22 protein-coding genes and 4 tRNA genes are annotated in these 19,570 nt (G+C 60.6%); 18 read left to right on the top strand and 8 right to left on the bottom strand.

What is annotated here, in order from left to right; genetic code table 11:
- The first annotated feature begins 13 nt into the window (after positions 1-13).
- The 10 genes from accD (at position 14) to Q8X51_RS20895 (ending at position 7,696) form a co-directional block, all read left to right on the top strand.
- Positions 14-934, top strand: a complete 921-nt coding sequence (gene accD, locus Q8X51_RS20850) for an acetyl-CoA carboxylase, carboxyltransferase subunit beta (RefSeq protein WP_027604076.1) — start codon at positions 14-16, stop codon at positions 932-934.
- Positions 931-2,238 (top strand): bifunctional tetrahydrofolate synthase/dihydrofolate synthase, encoded by a 1,308-nt coding sequence (folC, locus tag Q8X51_RS20855; RefSeq protein WP_330216273.1) that lies wholly within the window; start codon positions 931-933, stop codon positions 2,236-2,238. The genes accD and folC overlap by 4 nt, the downstream gene beginning before the upstream one ends.
- Positions 2,222-2,881 (top strand): SPOR domain-containing protein, encoded by a 660-nt coding sequence (locus Q8X51_RS20860; RefSeq protein WP_065927245.1) that lies wholly within the window; start codon positions 2,222-2,224, stop codon positions 2,879-2,881. The genes folC and Q8X51_RS20860 overlap by 17 nt, the downstream gene beginning before the upstream one ends.
- Before the next feature lie 161 nt (positions 2,882-3,042).
- Entirely contained in the window at positions 3,043-3,600 is a 558-nt protein-coding gene (locus Q8X51_RS20865; protein ID WP_003192538.1) for a CvpA family protein, read from the top strand.
- 41 nt (positions 3,601-3,641) lie between these two features.
- Positions 3,642-5,147, top strand: coding sequence for an amidophosphoribosyltransferase (purF, locus tag Q8X51_RS20870; RefSeq protein WP_027604079.1), 1,506 nt, complete (start codon positions 3,642-3,644; stop codon positions 5,145-5,147).
- 65 nt (positions 5,148-5,212) lie between these two features.
- The gene (locus Q8X51_RS20875) at positions 5,213-6,424 is read left to right on the top strand and encodes an O-succinylhomoserine sulfhydrylase (protein WP_065927246.1); all 1,212 of its coding nucleotides are present in this window, start codon (positions 5,213-5,215) and stop codon (positions 6,422-6,424) included.
- 11 nt (positions 6,425-6,435) lie between these two features.
- Positions 6,436-7,200: an SDR family oxidoreductase gene (locus Q8X51_RS20880; RefSeq protein ID WP_027604081.1), complete on the top strand. Its 765-nt coding sequence runs from the start codon at positions 6,436-6,438 to the stop codon at positions 7,198-7,200.
- A gap of 107 nt (positions 7,201-7,307) precedes the next feature.
- Positions 7,308-7,383: transfer RNA gene (locus Q8X51_RS20885), tRNA-Val, on the top strand.
- A gap of 55 nt (positions 7,384-7,438) precedes the next feature.
- Positions 7,439-7,515, top strand: a tRNA-Asp gene (locus Q8X51_RS20890).
- 104 nt (positions 7,516-7,619) lie between these two features.
- Positions 7,620-7,696: transfer RNA gene (locus Q8X51_RS20895), tRNA-Asp, on the top strand.
- Positions 7,697-7,853: 157 nt separating this feature from the next.
- Here Q8X51_RS20895 and Q8X51_RS20900 read toward each other — a convergent pair.
- On the bottom strand, positions 7,854-9,137 hold the full coding sequence (locus Q8X51_RS20900; protein ID WP_065927247.1) for an NAD(P)/FAD-dependent oxidoreductase: 1,284 nt from the start codon (positions 9,135-9,137) through the stop codon (positions 7,854-7,856).
- A gap of 184 nt (positions 9,138-9,321) precedes the next feature.
- Between Q8X51_RS20900 and Q8X51_RS20905 the strand changes: the two genes are divergently transcribed.
- Together Q8X51_RS20905 and Q8X51_RS20910 are read left to right on the top strand one after the other, a co-directional pair.
- A tRNA-Val gene (locus Q8X51_RS20905) sits at positions 9,322-9,398 on the top strand.
- A gap of 164 nt (positions 9,399-9,562) precedes the next feature.
- On the top strand, positions 9,563-10,003 hold the full coding sequence (locus Q8X51_RS20910) for a hypothetical protein (protein ID WP_065948011.1): 441 nt from the start codon (positions 9,563-9,565) through the stop codon (positions 10,001-10,003).
- Positions 10,004-10,033: 30 nt separating this feature from the next.
- Here Q8X51_RS20910 and Q8X51_RS20915 read toward each other — a convergent pair whose 3' ends face one another.
- Positions 10,034-11,464 carry a DHA2 family efflux MFS transporter permease subunit gene (locus Q8X51_RS20915; RefSeq protein ID WP_407693496.1) on the bottom strand — a complete coding sequence of 477 codons (1,431 nt, stop codon included), beginning with the start codon at positions 11,462-11,464 and terminating at the stop codon, positions 10,034-10,036.
- Between the two features lie 348 nt (positions 11,465-11,812).
- Between Q8X51_RS20915 and Q8X51_RS20920 the strand changes: the two genes are divergently transcribed.
- The 5 genes from Q8X51_RS20920 (at position 11,813) to Q8X51_RS20940 (ending at position 15,409) form a co-directional block, all read left to right on the top strand.
- Entirely contained in the window at positions 11,813-12,529 is a 717-nt protein-coding gene (locus tag Q8X51_RS20920) for a DUF969 domain-containing protein (RefSeq protein WP_065927249.1), read from the top strand.
- The gene (locus Q8X51_RS20925) at positions 12,526-13,476 is read left to right on the top strand and encodes a DUF979 domain-containing protein (RefSeq protein WP_407693497.1); all 951 of its coding nucleotides are present in this window, start codon (positions 12,526-12,528) and stop codon (positions 13,474-13,476) included. Before Q8X51_RS20920 ends, Q8X51_RS20925 begins: the two co-directional genes overlap by 4 nt.
- Positions 13,477-13,483: 7 nt before the next feature.
- Entirely contained in the window at positions 13,484-14,089 is a 606-nt protein-coding gene (pcp, locus tag Q8X51_RS20930) for a pyroglutamyl-peptidase I (protein ID WP_065927251.1), read from the top strand.
- 62 nt (positions 14,090-14,151) lie between these two features.
- On the top strand, positions 14,152-14,598 hold the full coding sequence (locus Q8X51_RS20935; protein WP_065927252.1) for an anti-virulence regulator CigR family protein: 447 nt from the start codon (positions 14,152-14,154) through the stop codon (positions 14,596-14,598).
- Positions 14,599-14,731: 133 nt separating this feature from the next.
- Complete coding sequence (locus Q8X51_RS20940) at positions 14,732-15,409, top strand: HAD-IA family hydrolase (RefSeq protein WP_065927253.1); 678 nt, start codon at positions 14,732-14,734, stop codon at positions 15,407-15,409.
- Between the two features lie 19 nt (positions 15,410-15,428).
- Here Q8X51_RS20940 and Q8X51_RS20945 read toward each other — a convergent pair whose 3' ends face one another.
- The 3 genes from Q8X51_RS20945 to csrA all read right to left on the bottom strand — a co-directional run bounded on the left by Q8X51_RS20945 (position 15,429) and on the right by csrA (position 16,479).
- On the bottom strand, positions 15,429-15,725 hold the full coding sequence (locus Q8X51_RS20945; protein ID WP_027604093.1) for a hypothetical protein: 297 nt from the start codon (positions 15,723-15,725) through the stop codon (positions 15,429-15,431).
- Positions 15,726-15,826: 101 nt separating this feature from the next.
- The gene (locus Q8X51_RS20950) at positions 15,827-16,072 is read right to left on the bottom strand and encodes a hypothetical protein (protein ID WP_108574062.1); all 246 of its coding nucleotides are present in this window, start codon (positions 16,070-16,072) and stop codon (positions 15,827-15,829) included.
- A 212-nt stretch (positions 16,073-16,284) separates the two neighbouring features.
- Entirely contained in the window at positions 16,285-16,479 is a 195-nt protein-coding gene (gene csrA, locus Q8X51_RS20955; protein WP_027604095.1) for a carbon storage regulator CsrA, read from the bottom strand.
- Positions 16,480-16,741: 262 nt separating this feature from the next.
- On the opposite strand from csrA, the gene Q8X51_RS20960 reads away from it, so the two are divergent.
- The gene (locus Q8X51_RS20960; protein ID WP_407693511.1) at positions 16,742-17,107 is read left to right on the top strand and encodes an SPOR domain-containing protein; all 366 of its coding nucleotides are present in this window, start codon (positions 16,742-16,744) and stop codon (positions 17,105-17,107) included.
- A 30-nt stretch (positions 17,108-17,137) separates the two neighbouring features.
- Here Q8X51_RS20960 and Q8X51_RS20965 read toward each other — a convergent pair whose 3' ends face one another.
- From Q8X51_RS20965 to Q8X51_RS20975, 3 genes are all read right to left on the bottom strand, one after another.
- Positions 17,138-17,827, bottom strand: coding sequence for an endonuclease (locus Q8X51_RS20965; RefSeq protein WP_027604097.1), 690 nt, complete (start codon positions 17,825-17,827; stop codon positions 17,138-17,140).
- 4 nt (positions 17,828-17,831) lie between these two features.
- Positions 17,832-18,083, bottom strand: coding sequence for a DUF1654 domain-containing protein (locus Q8X51_RS20970; RefSeq protein ID WP_174562738.1), 252 nt, complete (start codon positions 18,081-18,083; stop codon positions 17,832-17,834).
- Between the two features lie 191 nt (positions 18,084-18,274).
- Positions 18,275-19,363, bottom strand: a complete 1,089-nt coding sequence (locus tag Q8X51_RS20975) for an asparaginase (RefSeq protein ID WP_010209102.1) — start codon at positions 19,361-19,363, stop codon at positions 18,275-18,277.
- Between the last annotated feature and the right edge of the window lie 207 nt (positions 19,364-19,570).

The following is a 19,570-nucleotide window of genomic DNA, read 5'->3' on the forward strand; positions in this document are numbered from 1 at the left end:
GGAGAAAGAAAGCATGAGCAACTGGTTAGTAGACAAACTGATCCCTTCGATCATGCGTTCCGAGGTGAAGAAAAGCTCGGTTCCTGAAGGTCTGTGGCACAAGTGCCCATCCTGCGACGCGGTGCTGTACCGCCCCGAGCTGGAAAAGACCCTGGATGTTTGCCCCAAGTGCAACCACCACATGCGTATCGGCGCCCGCGCCCGCATCGATATCTTCCTCGACGCCGACGGCCGTAACGAGCTGGGCGCCGACCTGGAGCCGGTCGACCGTCTGAAGTTCCGCGACGGCAAGAAGTACAAGGACCGCCTGACCGCTGCGCAAAAGCAGACCGGTGAGAAGGACGCGCTGATTTCCGTCAGCGGCAAGCTGCTGGGCATGCCGGTGGTGGTGTCGGCGTTCGAGTTCTCCTTCATGGGCGGCTCCATGGGGGCCATCGTCGGCGAGCGCTTCGTGCGCGCGGCCAACTACGCCCTGGAAAACCGTTGCCCGATGATCTGCTTCGCCGCCTCCGGTGGTGCGCGGATGCAGGAAGCGTTGATCTCCCTGATGCAAATGGCCAAGACCTCTGCGGTGCTGGCGCGTCTGCGCGAAGAAGGCATTCCGTTCATCTCCGTGCTGACCGACCCGGTCTACGGCGGTGTTTCCGCCAGCCTGGCGATGCTGGGCGATGTGATTGTCGGTGAGCCAAAAGCCCTGATCGGCTTTGCCGGCCCGCGCGTGATCGAGCAGACCGTGCGCGAAAAACTGCCGGAAGGCTTCCAGCGCAGCGAGTTCCTGCTGGAGCACGGCGCAATCGACCTGATCATTCCGCGCGGTGAGCTGCGTCCACGCCTGGGTAGCCTGCTGGCGCAGATGATGGGCCTGCCGACACCTGTTTACGTCGCGCCTAAAGTCGAGCCGATCGTTGTGCCGCCGGTGCCTGCGAACCTATGACCCAACGTACCCTGGGCGAATGGCTCGCCTACCTCGAGCAGTTGCATCCGTCCGCCATCGACATGGGCCTGGAGCGCTCGCAACAGGTAGCGGCCCGCCTTGGGTTGGGCCGGCCGGCGCCGCGTGTGATCACGGTGACCGGCACCAACGGCAAGGGTTCTACCTGTGCCTTTGTTGCCGCGCTGCTGCAGGCCCAGGGGCTGAAAGTCGGCGTGTACAGCTCGCCGCACTTGCTGCGTTACAACGAGCGGGTGCAACTCAATGGCGTCGAAGCCAGCGATGAGCAACTCTGCGAAGCCTTCGCCGCACTCGATGCCGGGCGCGGTGAGATTTCCCTGACTTACTTCGAAATGGGCACCCTGGCGGCGTTCTGGCTGTTCGAGCGTGCGCAGCTGGATGTGGTCGTGTTGGAAGTGGGCCTGGGGGGGCGCCTGGACACCGTCAACGTGGTGGATGCCGACCTGGCGCTGGTCACCAGTATTGGCGTGGACCATGCCGACTACCTGGGGGATACCCGCGAGTCCGTGGCCTATGAGAAGGCCGGGATTTTCCGCCCGGGCAAGCCTGCGCTGTGCGGTGACCTGGATCCGCCGCAGCCCTTGCTGGACAAGGTGTGTGAGCTGGGCTGCCCATTCTTCCTGCGTGGCCGCGAATTCAATCTTGAAATCGGTGACCGGCACTGGCAGTGGCGCGGCCGGGATGCCCATGGGCAGGCTGTGGAGCTGCGTGATCTGCCCTTGCTGAACCTGCCGATGGAGAACGCCGCACTCGCGCTGCAAGCCTATCTGTTGCTGGACCTGCCTTGGCAGGCTGAGCAGATTGCTGCGACGTTGCTGGCGACCCGCGTGGTCGGGCGCCTGGATCGCCGGGTGTTCGACTGGCACGGCAAGCGCCTGAACCTGTTGCTGGATGTGGGGCATAACCCCCATGCAGCGCAATACCTGGCCAAGCGCCTGGCACGCACGCCGCCGGTGGGGCGTCGCCTGGCTGTATTCGGTTTGCTCGCCGATAAGGACCTGGAGGGCGTAGTTGCGCCGTTGCTGGACAGCGTCCAGGCTTGGGCGGTAGCGCCGCTGGATACGCCCCGCAGCCGTCCGGCCCATGAGCTTGAGATCGCGTTACAGAACCTTGGTGCGCCCGTGGCGTCGTATGCAAGCGTGACTGCCGCCCTGGAGGCTCAGTGCGCGGTGGCGACGGCCGAGGACGAAATTCTGTTGTTCGGATCATTTTATTGTGTTGCCGAGGCGCTTGAGTGGTTGGCCCGGCGCTCCACGGAGGAAGCTGCAGATGGCATTACTGGATAGCGCATACAAGCAGCGAATGGTTGGAGCCCTGGTGCTGGTGGCATTGGCGGTGATTTTCCTGCCGATGCTGTTTTCCCGCCAGGACGAGCAGCGCCAGGTGGTCGTCGAGGCTCCGGCTGCGCCCCAGGCACCGGCAGTGCCCCAAGTGCAGGTGGAGCCGGTGGTGGTGCCTGAACCGCAGGCGTTGCCGGAAGAAGAACCGGTGCCGACCGATGATGAGGTGGCCGCGCAGCAGGCGCCGTCGATGCCGGTGCAGCCAAGCGTGCCGGTGGTCAAGCCGACACCTGCTCCGACGGTCGCCGCCAAGCCGGCGACACCTGCGCCTGCGCCCAAACCTGTAGCGCCACAGCCTGCTGCGCCGGGCAAGCCGGATGTGGGGCAGAGCCGTATCGACCCGAACGGCTTGCCGATCAGTTGGTCGATCCAGGTGGCCAGCCTGGGCAATCGTGAAGGCGCCGACGCCTTGCAGAAGAAGCTGCGTGCCCAGGGCTACAACGCCTACATCCGTAGCGCCGACGGCAAGAACCGGGTGTTTATCGGGCCGCTGATCGAGCGCGCCGAGGCCGACCGGCTGCGGGATTTGCTGGACCGTCAGCAGAACCTGAAAGGCTTCGTGACCCGCTTCCAGCCTGAGCGCGGCTGAGCCCGCATCGGTTTAAACCTGAAGTCCAATCAAATGTGGTGAGGTTGAAATGTGATCGGCCCGCCACAATCTATTGATTTGCAAAGCAGCCGCAATCACAGCTTACCGACAGCCCGACGCTCTGCTAAAATGCGCCGCCTTATCCGTCCGTAGGCTCAAACGTGCCATTTACCTGGGTTGACTGGGCGATCGTTGCAATCGTCGCCATCTCCGCTTTGATCAGTCTAAGCCGCGGCTTCGTAAAAGAAGCACTGTCGTTGCTGACCTGGATCATCGCAGGAGTCGTAGCCTGGATGTTCGGCGGTTCGTTGTCGGTCTACCTGGCCGGATACATCGAGACACCTTCGGCTCGCGTCATCGCGGGCTGCGCCATCATGTTCATCGCCACGCTGCTGGTGGGGGCAATGGTCAATTATCTTATTGGCGAGTTGATACGTGTCACCGGCCTCTCCGGGACCGATCGATTTCTCGGCATGGCCTTCGGTGCCGCGCGTGGTGCGTTGCTGGTGGTCGTGGCGGTCGGGCTGTTGAGCCTGGGGCCGGTACAGCAGGATTCGTGGTGGCAGGAGTCGGTACTCGTGCCAAAATTTCTATTGGTTGCAGATTGGTCCAAGAACCTCATATTGGGGTGGAGCAGTCAGTGGCTGGCCAGCGGAATCAGCGTACCCGCTGATCTTCCGTTCAAGGAACACCTCTTGCCGGCCAAAACGCCGCAGTAAGTTGTGTTCAGTCAAGATTCATTAAGTAGGGGTTGCGTCGCATGTGTGGCATCGTCGGTATCGTCGGTAAGTCGAACGTCAATCAGGCGCTGTATGACGCGCTAACCGTCCTCCAGCACCGCGGCCAGGACGCTGCCGGTATTGTGACCAGCCACGACGGCCGGTTATTCCTGCGCAAGGACAATGGCCTGGTACGTGACGTGTTCCATCAGCGTCACATGCAGCGCCTCGTCGGGCACATGGGCATTGGCCATGTGCGTTACCCGACCGCCGGTAGCTCGACGTCGGCCGAAGCTCAGCCGTTCTACGTCAACTCGCCTTACGGCATTACCCTGGCGCATAACGGTAACCTGACCAACGTTGAGCAACTGGCCAAGGAGATTTACGAATCTGACCTGCGCCACGTCAACACCAGCTCAGACTCGGAAGTGCTGCTCAACGTGTTCGCCCACGAGCTGGCCCAGCGCGGCAAGCTGCAGCCGACCGAAGAAGATGTGTTCGCCGCCGTGATCGACGTGCATAACCGTTGCGTCGGCGGTTATGCCGTCGTTGCGATGATCACCGGCTACGGCATCGTCGGCTTCCGTGACCCCCACGGTATTCGCCCGATCGTGTTCGGCCAGCGTCACACCGACGAAGGCGTCGAGTACATGATCGCGTCCGAAAGCGTGTCCCTGGACGTGCTGGGCTTCACCCTGATCCGCGACCTCGCGCCGGGCGAAGCGGTGTACATCACCGAAGACGGCAAACTGCACACCCGTCAGTGCGCTGTCGCGCCGAAACTCACCCCGTGCATCTTCGAACACGTCTACCTGGCGCGTCCGGATTCGATCATCGATGGTGTGTCGGTGTACAAGGCGCGCCTGCGCATGGGCGAGAAGCTGGCCGACAAGATCCTGCGCGAGCGTCCCGAGCACGACATCGACGTGGTGATCCCGATCCCGGACACCAGCCGTACTGCTGCGCTGGAATTGGCCAACCACCTGGGCGTCAAGTTCCGCGAAGGCTTCGTGAAGAACCGTTACATCGGTCGCACCTTCATCATGCCGGGCCAGGCGGCCCGCAAGAAGTCGGTGCGCCAGAAGCTCAACGCCATCGAACTGGAATTTCGCGGCAAGAACGTGATGCTGGTGGACGACTCCATCGTACGCGGCACCACCTGCAAGCAAATCATCCAGATGGCCCGTGAGGCCGGTGCGAAGAACGTGTACTTCTGTTCCGCAGCGCCTGCCGTGCGTTACCCGAACGTGTACGGTATCGACATGCCGAGCGCCCACGAACTGATCGCCCACAACCGCACGACCCAGGACGTGGCCGACCTGATCGGCGCCGATTGGCTGATCTACCAGGACCTGCCGGACCTGATCGAAGCGGTCGGCGGTGGCAAGATCAAGATCGAGCAGTTCGACTGCGCCGTGTTCGACGGCAAGTACGTGACCGGTGACGTCGACGAGGCCTACCTGAACAAGATCGAGCAGGCGCGTAACGACTCGTCGAAGATCAAGACCCAGGCGGTCAGCGCGATCATCGATCTGTACAACAACTGAGTAGACACCGGCCCTGAGGGGCCGGTTTTGTATCTTAAATAAAGAATTGAGTAAGGAGTCGCAGCATGAGTCAGGAATGGGATGCCGGTCGCTTGGACAGCGACCTCGATGGCGTAGCTTTCGATACCCTGGCTGTGCGCGCCGGCCAGCACCGTACCCCGGAAGGTGAGCACGGTGACCCGATGTTCTTCACCTCCAGCTACGTGTTCCGCACAGCGGCCGACGCCGCGGCGCGCTTTGCTGGCGAAGTGCCGGGTAACGTTTATTCCCGCTACACCAACCCGACTGTGCGCGCGTTCGAAGAGCGTATTGCGGCCCTGGAAGGCGCAGAGCAGGCGGTGGCAACGGCAACCGGCATGGCGGCGATCCTGGCGGTGGTGATGAGCCTGTGCAGTGCCGGCGACCACGTGCTGGTGTCGCGCAGCGTGTTCGGTTCGACCATCAGCCTGTTCGAGAAGTATTTCAAGCGCTTCGGTATCGAAGTGGACTACGTGCCCCTGGCGGATCTGTCCGGGTGGGGTGCGGCAATCAAGTCCAACACCAAGCTGCTGTTCGTCGAGTCGCCGTCCAATCCGTTGGCCGAGTTGGTGGATATCGCCGCGTTGTCCGAAGTGGCTCACGCCAAAGGCGCGATGCTGGTGGTCGACAACTGTTTCTGCACGCCTGCCTTGCAGCAGCCGCTGAAGCTGGGCGCGGACATTGTGGTGCACTCGGCCACCAAGTTTATCGATGGCCAGGGCCGTTGCATGGGCGGCGTGGTTGCCGGTCGCAGCGAGCAGATGAAGGAGGTGGTGGGCTTCCTGCGCACCGCCGGCCCGACCCTGAGCCCGTTCAACGCCTGGATCTTCCTCAAGGGCCTGGAAACCCTCAGCCTGCGCATGAAAGCCCATTGCGCCAACGCCCAGGCCTTGGCCGAGTGGCTGGAGCAGCAGGACGGTATCGAAAAAGTGCATTACGCCGGCCTCAAGAGCCACCCGCAGCACGCGTTGGCCCAGCGCCAGCAACGTGGTTTCGGCGCCGTGGTAAGTTTCGAAGTGAAGGGCGGCAAAGAGGGCGCCTGGCGCTTTATCGATGCGACGCGCCTGATCTCCATCACGGCCAACCTGGGCGACAGCAAGACCACCATTACCCATCCGAGCACCACGTCCCACGGACGCCTGGCGCCGCAGGAGCGTGAGGCGGCCGGTATCCGGGACAGCCTGATCCGCATCGCGGTCGGCCTGGAAGATGTCACGGATCTGCAGGCTGACCTGGCTCGCGGGCTGGCTGCCTTGTGATCGAGTGGTCCCTGGAGGCAGCGGCGGCCAGTAATGGGCGCGTCGCACTGGTGACGGGCGCGGCGCGGGGTATTGGTCTCGGGATTGCGGCGTGGCTGATCAGCGAAGGCTGGCAGGTGGTCTTGACCGACCTCGACCGCGAGCGCGGTTCCAAGGTGTCCAAGGTGCTGGGCGAAAACGCCTGGTTTATCACCATGGACGTGGCTGACGAGAAACAGGTGGCCCAGGGGGTCGCCGAAGTCCTGGGGCAATTCGGTCGCCTGGACGCGTTGGTCTGTAACGCTGCGGTGGCCGACCCGCACAACATCACCCTGGAAAGCCTTGACCTGGCTTACTGGAATCGCGTGCTGGCCGTTAACCTCAGTGGGCCGATGTTGCTGGCCAAGCACTGTGCGCCTTACCTGCGTGCCCACGGCGGCGCCATCGTCAACCTGGCGTCGACCCGGGCTCGTCAGTCGGAGCCGGATACCGAGGCTTATGCGGCGAGCAAGGGTGGCCTGTTGGCCCTTACTCACGCCTTGGCGATCAGCCTCGGGCCGGAAGTGCGGGTGAATGCGGTCAGTCCTGGCTGGATTGATGCCCGTGATCCAGCTGCGCGGCGTGCCGAGCCTTTGACCGATGCCGATCATGCCCAGCATCCGGCGGGCAGGGTGGGTACGGTAGAGGACGTGGCAGCGATGGTGGCGTGGTTGCTGTCGCGCCAGGCCGGGTTTGTCACCGGGCAAGAGTTTGTGGTGGACGGTGGCATGAGCAAGAAGATGATTTACAGCGAGTAGGACGGGTAGCCGTCTTGAAGCCATTTTGTCTTTTTCAGAAAAACTTCAAGCAGGCTATTGACTTAGGTCCGCTACCTGCGTAAATTTCGCGGCCTCAACGAAGCAAAGGGTGATTAGCTCAGCTGGGAGAGCATCTGCCTTACAAGCAGAGGGTCGGCGGTTCGATCCCGTCATCACCCACCACTTCTTGAGAGTTTTGCCTTCGGGCAGGACGCAACGTTAAAGGTTGCACCGACGCGCAGCGGTAGTTCAGTCGGTTAGAATACCGGCCTGTCACGCCGGGGGTCGCGGGTTCGAGTCCCGTCCGCTGCGCCATATTTTCCAGGTTCGATTTATCGGGCTTGAGGTTGAACAGCCAAGCTAATCAATCAGATGTTCAAAGACGGTTGAGGCGGTTTGCTCAGCCGGTCAAGCGATACGCAGCGGTAGTTCAGTCGGTTAGAATACCGGCCTGTCACGCCGGGGGTCGCGGGTTCGAGTCCCGTCCGCTGCGCCATATCTGCCTCAAGGACCGCTGAACGCCTTGAAGCACAAAGAAAGCCACTGGCTACTTTGATCCGATAGCAAAGACCCTGGTCGAAAGACCGGGGTTTTTTGTGTCTGCAATTTGGCAATTTTTTGCGGGAGCCGGCGAACCGGCCCCCATTGATTTGTCAGAAGCCCAGCTTATCCCGCAGCCCGTAGTACCAAGCTCCCAGTGCCGCAAACGGTGTGCGCAACAGTTGCCCGCCCGGGAATGGGTAGTGCGGCAGGTCGGCAAACGCATCGAAGCGCTCTGCCTGGCCTCTCAGCGCTTCCGCCAGCACCTTGCCCGCCAGGTGGGTGTACGTCACGCCATGGCCGCTGCAGCCTTGTGAGTAGTAGATGTTGTCGCCCAGGCGACCAACCTGCGGCAAGCGCGACAGGGTCAGCAGGAAGTTGCCGGTCCAGGCGTAGTCGATCTTCACATCCTTGAGTTGCGGGAAGGCCTTGAGCATCTTCGGGCGGATGATTGCTTCGATGTTCGCCGGGTCGCGCGCGCCATACACCACGCCGCCGCCGAAGATCAGGCGCTTGTCACTGGTGAGGCGATAGTAGTCGAGCAGGTAGTTGCAGTCCTCTACGCAGTAATCCTGCGGCAGGAGTGTCCTGGCCAGCTCATCCCCGAGTGGCGCCGTCGTGATCACCTGGGTGCCACAGGGCATCGACTTGGCCGCCAGCTCCGGCACCAGGTTGCCCAGGTAGGCATTGCCCGCGACGATGATGAACTTGGCCCTGACTTTACCTTCTGCCGTATGGACCACCGGGTTGGCGCCACGCTCGATGCGCACCGCCGCCGATTGTTCGTAGATCGTACCGCCCAGGGACTCCACGGCTGCCGCTTCACCCAGCGCCAGGTTGAGTGGATGGATGTGGCCGCCACTCATGTCCAGTAGTCCGCCGACATAGTTGTCACAGGCCACTACCTCGCGAATGCGGCGCTCATCCAGCAACTCCAGCTGTGTATGGCCGTAGCGCTCCCACAAGCGCTTCTGCGACTCCAGATGGCCCATGTGCTTGCTGTTGAGTGCCGCGAACACGCCGCCGTCCTTCAGGTCGCACTGGATCTGGTATTTGGCCACACGCTCGCGAATGATCCTGCCACCCTCGAACGCCATCTGCCCCAGCAACTGCGCCTGCTGGGGGCCGACGCTGCGCTCGATCACATCAATGTCACGGCTGTAGCTGTTGACGATCTGTCCACCATTGCGGCCCGACGCGCCAAAACCCACCTTGGCAGCTTCCAGCACCGTCACGCGAAAACCGTTCTCCAGTAGAAACAGCGCGCTGGATAGGCCGGTATAGCCGGCGCCAATCACGCACACATCGGTTTCGACGTCGCCTTGCAACATTGGGCGCGGCGGAACGGCATTGGCGGAAGCGGCGTAATACGACTGGGGGTAGGGGGTGTTCGCCATCCTGGAACCTCTGTTTTATATTTTTTACGAGTGCCCTGATCCTACCTGAGTTGAAAATTGCCTGCCAGCCACCCCAAAAAGTGCGGTGCGCCGGCTGCAAATAAATAATTCGCATATTCATAGGGTTAGCTGCAAAAAAGATGTTGACACCCCTCGTGAATTCCGTAGAATGCCGCCTCACAGCAGGCACGTAGCTCAGTTGGTTAGAGCACCACCTTGACATGGTGGGGGTCGTTGGTTCGAGTCCAATCGCGCCTACCAAATAAAATCCGCTCTGCTGGGCGGTCTAGAAGGGCTCACCGAAAGGTGGGCCCTTTTTTGTTCATGCGATTTATTACTACCCGAAAATCTTCCCACCCCCCGCCTAAAGTAATCGACACCCAGGCCGATAGAGATCGCAAATCTCTTACTCTCGGACACTTGGCATGCTTATCAACATCAGCACTACCGCCTCCGTAGCAAGCACTCCAAGCACTGTCAGCTCGACGGCTGCCGCGACCAAGGAAAGCACAAGCAGCGCAGGCGGCACGACCGTCAACATGCACGCTGATTCCAATGGTGCGGCAGGTGTAAGTGGCGGTGGCGGTGGCCAAGCCTCCTCGCTCTCGAAGGAGTCCGATACCGTCAAAGAGTTGAAGAAGCAGATCGAGCAGTTGCAAAAGCAGCTTCAAGCGCAGCAGCAAGCCTTGCAGAAAGCTCAGTCCAGCAACCAGAGTGCAGAAGCCAAAGCGGCGGCAGTAGCGGCGGCGCAGATGCAGATCGCCGGCACTGCGGCGGCGTTGCAGACAGTGACTTCCGCACTGTTGCAGGCAGTCACCGATGAGGGCAACAGCACGTCGGGTTCGATGGTTAGTACCACCGCCTGATACTGGCAACAGTGTGTTGAGTCGCAGCCTTCACTGTCGATTCAACACACTTTCTCCCGCTCCCACCGTCAAGCGATACACATCCACCAGCGCCCACGCTCCCAGCAGCGCCACGCCGACGAACGCCACGCGAAAATCCCCGACCTGTGCCTGCATCTCATGCCCCTGCAGGGTCATGGATGCTCGTAGCAGCAGCGCCGCCACCGTTACGCCCATCCCCATGGCCAGCTGGAATGACATGCTGAACAGTGCCGAGGCCTCACTCATGCGCGGTTTGGGCACATCCGCGAAGCCGATCGAGTTGTAGCAGGTGAACTGCATCGAGCGGGACAACCCTCCCACAAATAACACGGCCGCGATCAGCACAAATGGGGTCTGCACCGTGAAAAGCGCGCAAGCGGCTATCGACACCACGCCGATTATCCCGTTCACCAGCAAGACCCGGCGAAACCCATAGCGGCGCATGATGGCCGTGGTGAACGGCTTCATCGCCAGATTGCCAGCGAATACCGCCAGCACCAGCAAGCCTGCGTCCACCGGGGACAAGCCAAAGGCGACTTGAAACAGCAGCGGCAGCAGGAACGGCAGGGCGCTGATGGCCAGGCGAAACAGCGAGCCGCCATAGATGCTCACACGAAATGTATCGATGGACAGGGTCTCGAGCGGCAATAACGGGTCGCTGGCATGGCGGCAATGGTGCACGGCCCACACTGCCAGCGCGATGCCTGCCGCGACCAGCACGGCGCCTGGAATAAGGCGTTCACCGGTCTGGTTACCCAGCCATTCCAGCCCGCCCAGCAGGGCCACACAGGCGCCTGCCAGCAGTACAAAACCCTTGGCATCGAACTGGCGCACGCTGGCTTCACGGTCTTCCGGTACAAGCCATAGTGCGGCGGCCAATGCCAGCGCACCCAGCGGCAGATTCACGTAGAAGATCCATGGCCACGATGCATGCGTCACGATCAAGCCGCCGACCAGCGGCCCCAGAATCGGCGCGACCAGGCCGGGCCAGGTAATGATCGCGATCATTTTCACCAAGTCTTTCTTATCCGTATTACGCAGCACGGCCAGGCGCCCCACGGGCACCATCAATGCGCCGCCGATGCCCTGCAGGACGCGGGCGAACACGAACATCTCGATACTTTGGCTGAGCCCGCAGAGCAGCGAAGCGAGGGTGAACAGGATGATTGCGCCAGCGAATACCCGGCGCGCACCAAAGCGGTCGGCGACCCAGCTGGACAGCGGTATGAAGATCGCCACGGCGAGGATATAGACAGTGATGCCGATGTTCATGTCGACCGGTGTCACGCCAAAGGCCGATGCCATGGTTGGCAGCGCGGTGGCGATAACCGTGGCGTCGAGGTTCTCCATGAAGAAGGTCACGGCGACCACCAGGGCGATCAGACTGGTTTGTAGGCTGAGGCGGTTTTGCGCGGCGGAATCTGGAGTGGCTGAGCTCACCGGTGCTGCCCTTTTTCAGTGAACGGTTTGATGAAGAAGGCTGACCAACTGCCTGATGCGCCGCGCACGATAAACGGGCGGCGTTAAGATGAGCGAATCCTTCATGGTTTGTCCACGTCTTGTTACTTGTGGACTACTCAATTACCCACAAAATTTATTGGTTTGCAGCAACAATTTTTCTTGTTGGACACCTCCCGCTCCCAGGCAGCACAGTTGCCGCCACTGACGCTCGCCCTGACGGGCCAACAATAAAAAACCGAGCCGACTGCACGCCACTTCCTGCTGTGAACCCTTTGTTCACATCCTGCTGTAATGGCGCCGCAGCGCGCACTTAAGGACCTCTCCGCCATGCAAACTGTTGTGAACTTATGGCCGTTGATCGGCGTACTTGTGATCGTGGTTGGCTTTGTTTTGCGTTTCAATCCGCTGTTGGTGGTCACCGCCGCAGCTATCGCCACCGGGCTCGCTGCCCACTTCCCGCTGGAGAAAATCCTCGCCACTATGGGGGATGGTTTCCTACAGACTCGCGCCCTGCAATTGATCCTGTTGTTGCCCCTCGCCGTCATCGGTTTGCTGGAGCGCCACGGCTTGCGCCTGCACGCGCAGAACTGGATTGCGCGGTTTGAGCGCGCCACGGTCGGACGCCTGCTGATCATCTATCTGTTTGTACGCGAATCCACTGCAGCCATGGGCTTGACCAGCCTCGGCGGGCACCCGCAGATGGTGCGCCCGCTACTGGCCCCGATGGCCGAAGGCGCGGCGGAAAAGCGCTACGGCAAACTGCCGGACAAACTGCGTCACAAGGTGTTGGCCATGTGCGCCGCCACCGATAACGTCGGCCTGTTTTTTGGTGAGGACATCTTCGTCGCCTTTGGTGCGATTGCGTTGATGCATACCTTCCTGCTCGGTTCGGGGATTGATGTGGAGCCGCTGCACATTGCGGTGTGGGGTATTCCTACGGCGATTTGCGCCTTTATCATTCACGCGCTCCGACTTCATCGGTTTGACCGAAGACTAACCCGCGAGATGACGACCGCCGCGACCCCTGTGGAGGCCGCGCTATGATCATCTCTATCCAATACCTGTACTGGCTCGCCGGGGTCCTGCTGCTGATCACCGCCGGCATGATCCTGTTGGATCGAACCCATCCCAAGCGCTGGTCCAGCGCACTGTTCTGGCTGCTGTTCGCCATCCCGTTCCTGGTGGGGGAGCGCCTGCCCTCGGTGGTGGTCGGTGCGGGAGTGGTGGTGATGGCGCTGATCGCCGGCCTGGGCGGCGTCGGCCGTGGCACCCAGGCTGAGTTGCATGACAAGGCTTCGCGCGCCAGTGCCGGCCGCCTCGGGCACAAGCTGTTTATCCCGGCGCTGGCGATCCCCCTGACCACCGTGATCGGTTCGGTCTTGCTCAAGCACACCCAGATTGGCGGGGTACCGCTGCTGGATCCGAAAAACACCACCTTCGTGTCCCTCGGCATCGGCTGCCTGATCGCCCTCGGCCTGGCGTGCTGGCTGACCCGTGATACCCCGGTGCAAGCCTTGCGCGAATCCCGGCGACTCACCGAGGCCCTGGGCTGGGCCATGGTGCTGCCGCAGATGCTGGCGATGCTTGGCCTGCTGTTCAATGAAGCCGGTGTCGGCACGGCTGTCGCCCATGTCACCACCACCTACATCAACCTGGATTTCAAGTTGGTGGCGGTCATGGTGTACGTGTTGGGCATGGCGCTGTTTACGGTGATCATGGGCAATGGCTTCGCGGCGTTCCCGGTGATGACCGGGGGCGTCGGCGTGCCGGTGCTGGTGGGTATCTACGGCGGTAACCCGGCGGTGATGGCCGCCATCGGTATGTTCTCCGGCTACTGCGGTACGCTGATGACGCCGATGGCGGCCAACTTCAATATCGTGCCGGCGGCGTTGCTGGAGTTGCCGGACAAGAACGCGGTGATCAAGGCGCAACTGCCGACCGCGTTGATGATGCTGGTGGTCAATATTGTCCTGCTTTATGTGTTGATGTGAGGCGACGATGCGAACTGTATTGCTGACGGGGTTCGAGCCCTTTGATCAAGACCTAGTGAATCCTTCCTGGGAAGCGGTGCGCCAGTTGGATGGCGTGCAACTCGATGATGATGTGCGCATTGTTGCGCGCCGATTGCCCTGTGCGTTTGCCACGGCGGGTGAATGCCTGCTCCAACTGATCAGTGAACTGCGTCCGGCGATGGTCATCGCCACTGGGTTGGCCCCCGGGCGCAGCGAAATATCCATCGAGCGGGTGGCGATCAACGTCAACGATGCACGCATCCCCGATAATCTGGGGGAGCAGCCCATCGACACGGCGGTGGTGGTCGGCGGCCCGGCGGCGTACTTTTCGACGCTGCCGATCAAGGCCATGGCCAGGGCGGTGCGCGAGGCAGGGATTGCGGTGTCGGTATCGCAGACGGCGGGCACATTCGTGTGCAACCAGGTGTTCTACCGCTTGCAGCACGAACTCGCGGGCACCGGTGTACGCAGTGGTTTTATCCACGTGCCGAACCAGCTGGGAGCGGGCCTGGTCGATGGGCTGCGCACCGCGGTGTCGACGGCGTGGAATACCCCGGTGGATGTGCTGGAAGTGGGCGGTCAGGTGAGTTGACGTCCCACGGGTGCGATAACCTCGACTACAGTTCAGCTACATTCCTGTGTTGGATAATCGCCATGATCAAGTGCCCGAAATTCGTGTCTGTTGCGCTTTCGCTTGTGTTGTTTGCCGCTGGCGGTATGGCCCTGGCTGATCCAGGCAATGGCAAGGGGCAAGGCAACGATAAAGGCAATGGTCACGGCGGACAGGGGCATGACAAGCCCAAGGGCAAGGGTGCAGCAGGCAGTCGCGGCCCCAGTGTAGACCGTGGCAGCGTGCTGAATGTGTTGGGCGGTTATCGCGACTACTGGAGCCCGGGGCCCGCCTTGCCGCCTGGCATCCAGAAGAACCTGGCCCGCGGCAAGCCGCTGCCGCCGGGCATTGCCAAGAAACTGGACGGGCGTTTGTTGGGCCGCTTGCCCCATTACGATGGGTACGAGTGGCAGCAGGCGGGCACCGACTTGATACTGGTGGCCATCGCGACGGGCATCATCTACGAAGTCCTCAATGGCGCCCTCGATTGAGCTGGCGGTGTCGCCCGCATGGCGCTCGACGCCGCCGTGTTATTGCCGGCGTCGTTGGCGTTTACAAGCCGCCAGGTGATCCGTAGATTGCATTGCGTCGATTATTCGTTTCAGCTCACGAGGAAACCCCGCAGTGTCCATCCGAGGTTCAGCCGTATTTGCCCGCCCTTACCGCGCCTTTCTGTTCGATATGGATGGGACTCTGCTCAATTCGATTGCCGCGGCCGAGCGGGTATGGAGTATCTGGGCTGAACGCCATGGGCTGGAGGTGGCGACGTTCCTGGCCACGATCCATGGCGCCCGGGCGATCGACACCATCACGCGCCAGGCCTTGCCCGGCGTCGACCCGGAGGTTGAAGCGCAGTGGATTACCGAGGCTGAAATCAATGATGTGCAAGGTGTCGTTGCGATTGCCGGTGCCGTCGAGTTTCTGAACCGCTTGCCCGGCGATCAGTGGGCGCTGGTCACCTCTGCACCCAGGGAACTGGCGTTGCGTCGACTGCAAGCGGCAGGTATTACACCGCCAGCGGTGCTGGTCACGGCTGAAGACGTGGCTATCGGCAAGCCGAACCCTGCCTGTTATGTGCTCGGTGCGCAGCGCCTGGGGGTGTCGACGCAGGATTGCCTGGTGTTTGAGGATGCGACGGTGGGGATCCGTGCAGGGGAGGCGGCTGGCGCGGATGTGATGGTCGTGACCTCGACGCACCTCAAGCCCATGGCGACGGAGCATCCTTCGATCGATGGGTATGAACAGCTGCAGGTGCAACGCAGCGCTGATGGCTTGCTGTACTTGGCGCGCGCGACGGGCTGACGCAGCAAGGCCGAGCCGGCTACCGGACTCGGCCTGTTTCGCGGGTGGCTGGATCAGGCGACGCCTGCATTCGATCACTGCGCATGCCTTGGCGTGACAGCACCATCTCCCTGAGAATCTCGTTGGCGAGCCGGGCAATCGCTTCGGCACCGCGATAATGCGCGCGCACGATTCCGGTGATTGCGAAGTGGTCGGTCTCCGGACCGCTGAGCACGGCCGAGAGGGTGCCGTCGGCGTGCAGCGTACAGGTGACCGTGTAGCTGGGCAGGCGGGCTGCCAATTCAGATTCGATTTGGGTTTTAGTGAGCGTGTCCATCTGTACCGGCACCTTCTACTGACTGTGCAAACACACCCAAGGATAGGTCCTGCTGCGAGGCTGTAAATACCAGCGATCTGAAAGCGAATCGGGGGTGGGCGTCAGCGTACGGTTTTGCGCACGATGCGTTGGCACAACTTGCGCTGCACGGCTATCTGGATGGGTTTGAGGCAGAACATGAACAGGTAGCCACACAGCAGCAGTACCAGGTCCAGCCGCGAACGGGGCGCTTCGGCGCCCTCTATTTCAAGCTTCAGGCCATATTCCAAGCCGACAAAGACCAGCCCCGTCAGCAGGGCGATCATCCAGGATCTGGAGAAAAATGGCTGGGCATTGCCTGGCAGCATCGACGTGCTCCTAAGTGCACACGGATGGCGGGATATCAGTCAGAGGATTCGGTTGCAAAGGGTGTAATAAGTTCCAGGCGTGAAGATAGTTTCATCTTGATGCATGGATGGGCATGCGGCAAAAAGCGCTTCGCGCAACAGAGACAAAAGCAGACCAAAGAGGTTTTCGCCAGCCGTTACAGTGAACGAAAGGGCTGGCTACTGAGGGCGCTTCAAGGCGTCTGGTTTTTGTCCGGAGCGGACAGACCGGCCTGGATGCGCTGGTAAATCTCCTCGCGATGCACGGCAACATCCTTGGGTGCGTTGATGCCGATTCGTACTTGCTGGCCGCTGACGCCCAGGATGGTGATCGTAATGTCATCACCGATGTTTATGCTTTCACCGACTTTGCGGGTGAGTATAAGCATGGACTTCTCCTTGATTACTTTTAAGGACACATGTTCAGACAGGGCAGGTGTCGTATGTGTGTAGCTTACTGCTAAGCGCGTCCCTGTGACTGCCTCTTTTAGGACGCATAGAGGCGACATTAATTCCCATGGCGGCATCATACAGGTCTGGGATACATCATTCGCATTGTTTAAGCCAACGTTTATGACGGCCAGAATAGACAGTGAATGATAAAGTCGCCTCTTTATCCGTTGAAGGAGCAGGGCAGTGCGTAAAGTAGCGATGGCAATTGCGGTGTTGGCATTGGCCGGTTGCGGTGAAGGCAAAAGCGTCGATGCCCCCAAGGCCAAGCTTGCCGTAACCGAAAGCCAGCCACAAACCGGCGCGATTGCTGCCCAGGAATGGGACCTGCGAGTAGGCCCGCCGGACCACAAGCTGCAGGCAATCACCGACCTGACCGCCTGGTTGCTCGAACACGGGTTCAGTTTTTACATCGTGAAGGTCGACGGCAAGGACGAAGTGCTGCTGGGGCCATTTGCAACCAGGGCCGAGGCCGAGGCCAAGCAGACGCTGCTCAACGAGAAGATGGCGCGGGCCAAGAAAACTGACACGGTGTCCGAGATCATCGAGCACAAGGCCGCGCAGTAACCGCTGATTGGGCGGCATTGCCGCCCCTGTTCAACCGCAGGCTTTCAGGTTAACCGGGCCGACAAACTCATTGCCGCGCCCCATCACGCACGCCACCGTTTGGTTCCGCTGGCGCTCCCAGGCTTGTACCGGATAGGTCTTGTTCCAGGCTTCGTACAACTGGCGATCCTGTTTCGACAGGCGCAAGCCGTACTGCTTGCTCATGTAGAAATACGTGCGTGCGATCATCCCGCGAATGGACGGGCGCGGCATGACCTTCTTGGCCTTGAAATCCACCTGGGTCAGGCACGAACCGTACTGCCCGCTTTGCACCGGCAGCCAGCCAAAACTGAAGTTACTTCGATCTCCATTGACCTCGCCGATGCTCGGCACCAGGTTGTGCAGATCCGCTTCGGCACGCTTGAATACGTCGTCATGGCGGGTGCAGTTCTTGCGTCCACCGTCCTGCCAGCACTGGCGCTGATGTCCGATCTGCCAGGCCGGAACAATGTGCTCCCACTCGATGCGCGCGGCACGGTTGGCGTTTTTGCGTGGGATGTAGCCGCAGGCTTTCAGGTCAACGCGGTTGCCGGTGTATTTGCAGCCGCAATAGAACTCGGTGGATTGTGGCGCGTACAGCTTCCAGGCGACCTTTTTGGCTTCGCTGAAGGTTCGGGGCGCCTGGGCATGGGCAGTGACAGCAAAAAGCAGGCAGCACACTGCAATAAAACGGGCACTCATTGAATCAATCTTCCTTCGGCACAACCCAGAAAATCTGCACGCCGCCGTCATCCCGATAGGCGAGGGTGACGTTGTCGTTCTCCGCGATTTCCTCCAGCAAGCGCTGCCACTCGTCTTCTGGCTCGTCCGGCAAGCGGAAGATCAAGGCTGCCTTGGCTTTTTGGGCGTTGGTGGAGTTGATGATCTTTTGCACACGAATGGCCAGGCGTTCGTAGGCATCAGGTGGGGTTAGGGCTGCGGAAGAGGACTTTGCCACGGAGTGTTCCTTAATAAGCTGTACGTGCATACAGTATTTAACTGTAGGCAATTTCGCAACTGCTTAAAATTCAATAAGTTCGTCTGACGGCAATTTAGGCGAGTTGATGTAAGGCGGGGAGGTGTTGGTTGCGGGATTTACGCAGGAGGTAGAGGCGGGTAAACCCGCCCCTACAGAGATGTCAGCAGGAATCAATATTCCCAGAACATCCGTTGCAGTTCTTTGCTGTCCTGGGTCTTGGTCAGGGCGACCATTGCCAGAATCCGCGCTTTCTGCGGGTTCAGGTCGAGGGCGGCGACCCAGTCGTATTTGTCGTCCGGCTGTTCGGCATTACGCAGCACCATGCCCCCGGCATTTACGTGGGAAGAACGGATGATCTGCACACCTTGTTTGCGCAATTCCACCAGCGCAGGAACCACTTTGGACGACACCGAACCATTGCCGGTGCCGGCGTGGATGATGGCTTTGGCGCCAGCCTGGGCCAGTGCCTTGTAGGCGGTGTCGCTCACGTTGCCGTAGCCGTAGGCGATTTCAACATCGGGCAGGCTCTTGATGTTCTTGATGTCGAACTCCGAGTCCATGGTGTGACGCTTGGCCGGCAGGCGGAACCAGTAGGACTTGCCTTCAACGACCATGCCCAGCGGGCCCCATGGGCTCTTGAAGGCTTCGGTCTTGATATTGATCATCTTGCTGACGTCGCGACCCGATTGGATCTCGTCGTTCATGGTCACCAGTACGCCTTTGCCGCGTGCGTCCTTGCTGCCGGCCACGGCGACGGCGTTGTACAGGTTGAGCATGCCGTCGGCCGACATGGCGGTGCCTGGGCGCATGGAGCCGACCACCACGATAGGCTTGTCGGTTTTTTCCACCAGGTTCAGGAAGTAGGCGGTCTCTTCCAGGGTGTCGGTACCGTGGGTGATCACGATGCCGTCCACGTCCTTGCTGTCGGCCAGTTCGGCGACGCGGCGACCCAGTTGCAGCAGGTTCTCGTTGTTGATGCTTTCGGACGCAATTTGCATCACTTGCTCGCCACGCACATTGGCGATCTGGCTAAGCTCAGGAACACCGGCGATCAATTGCTCGATACCGACTTTGGCAGCCTGGTACGTCGCACTGTTGGCGGCGCTGGCGCCGGCGCCGGCAATGGTGCCGCCGGTGGCGAGGATCACCACGTTGGACAGTTTGGTCTTGGATTCAACCTCCTTTGCCTGGGCGGCAACGGGGAATAGCAGCAGAAGGGCCAACGCCCCCGGAACAAAGTTCTTCAATGCAGATTTCATTATTTTTCTCTCTGGTTTTTGATGAGTGCTGTAGCAGGTTCATCTAGAACACCTGGGCATTGCTGAATGCCTCCAGGCGCTGTGTAGGAGCAGGATCTGTACCATGCCTAATATGTTCGAGCATATAAATTAACTTGTTGATATATATAAATTTTTAGTGATTGAGCGATGAGGTTTTGCTTGCTGGATGTCCGGCTTTCCGAACAA

It is taken from the genome of Pseudomonas sp. Yb2C2 (genome assembly GCF_052112325.1).
Lineage (GTDB): Bacteria > Pseudomonadota > Gammaproteobacteria > Pseudomonadales > Pseudomonadaceae > Aquipseudomonas > Aquipseudomonas marginalis.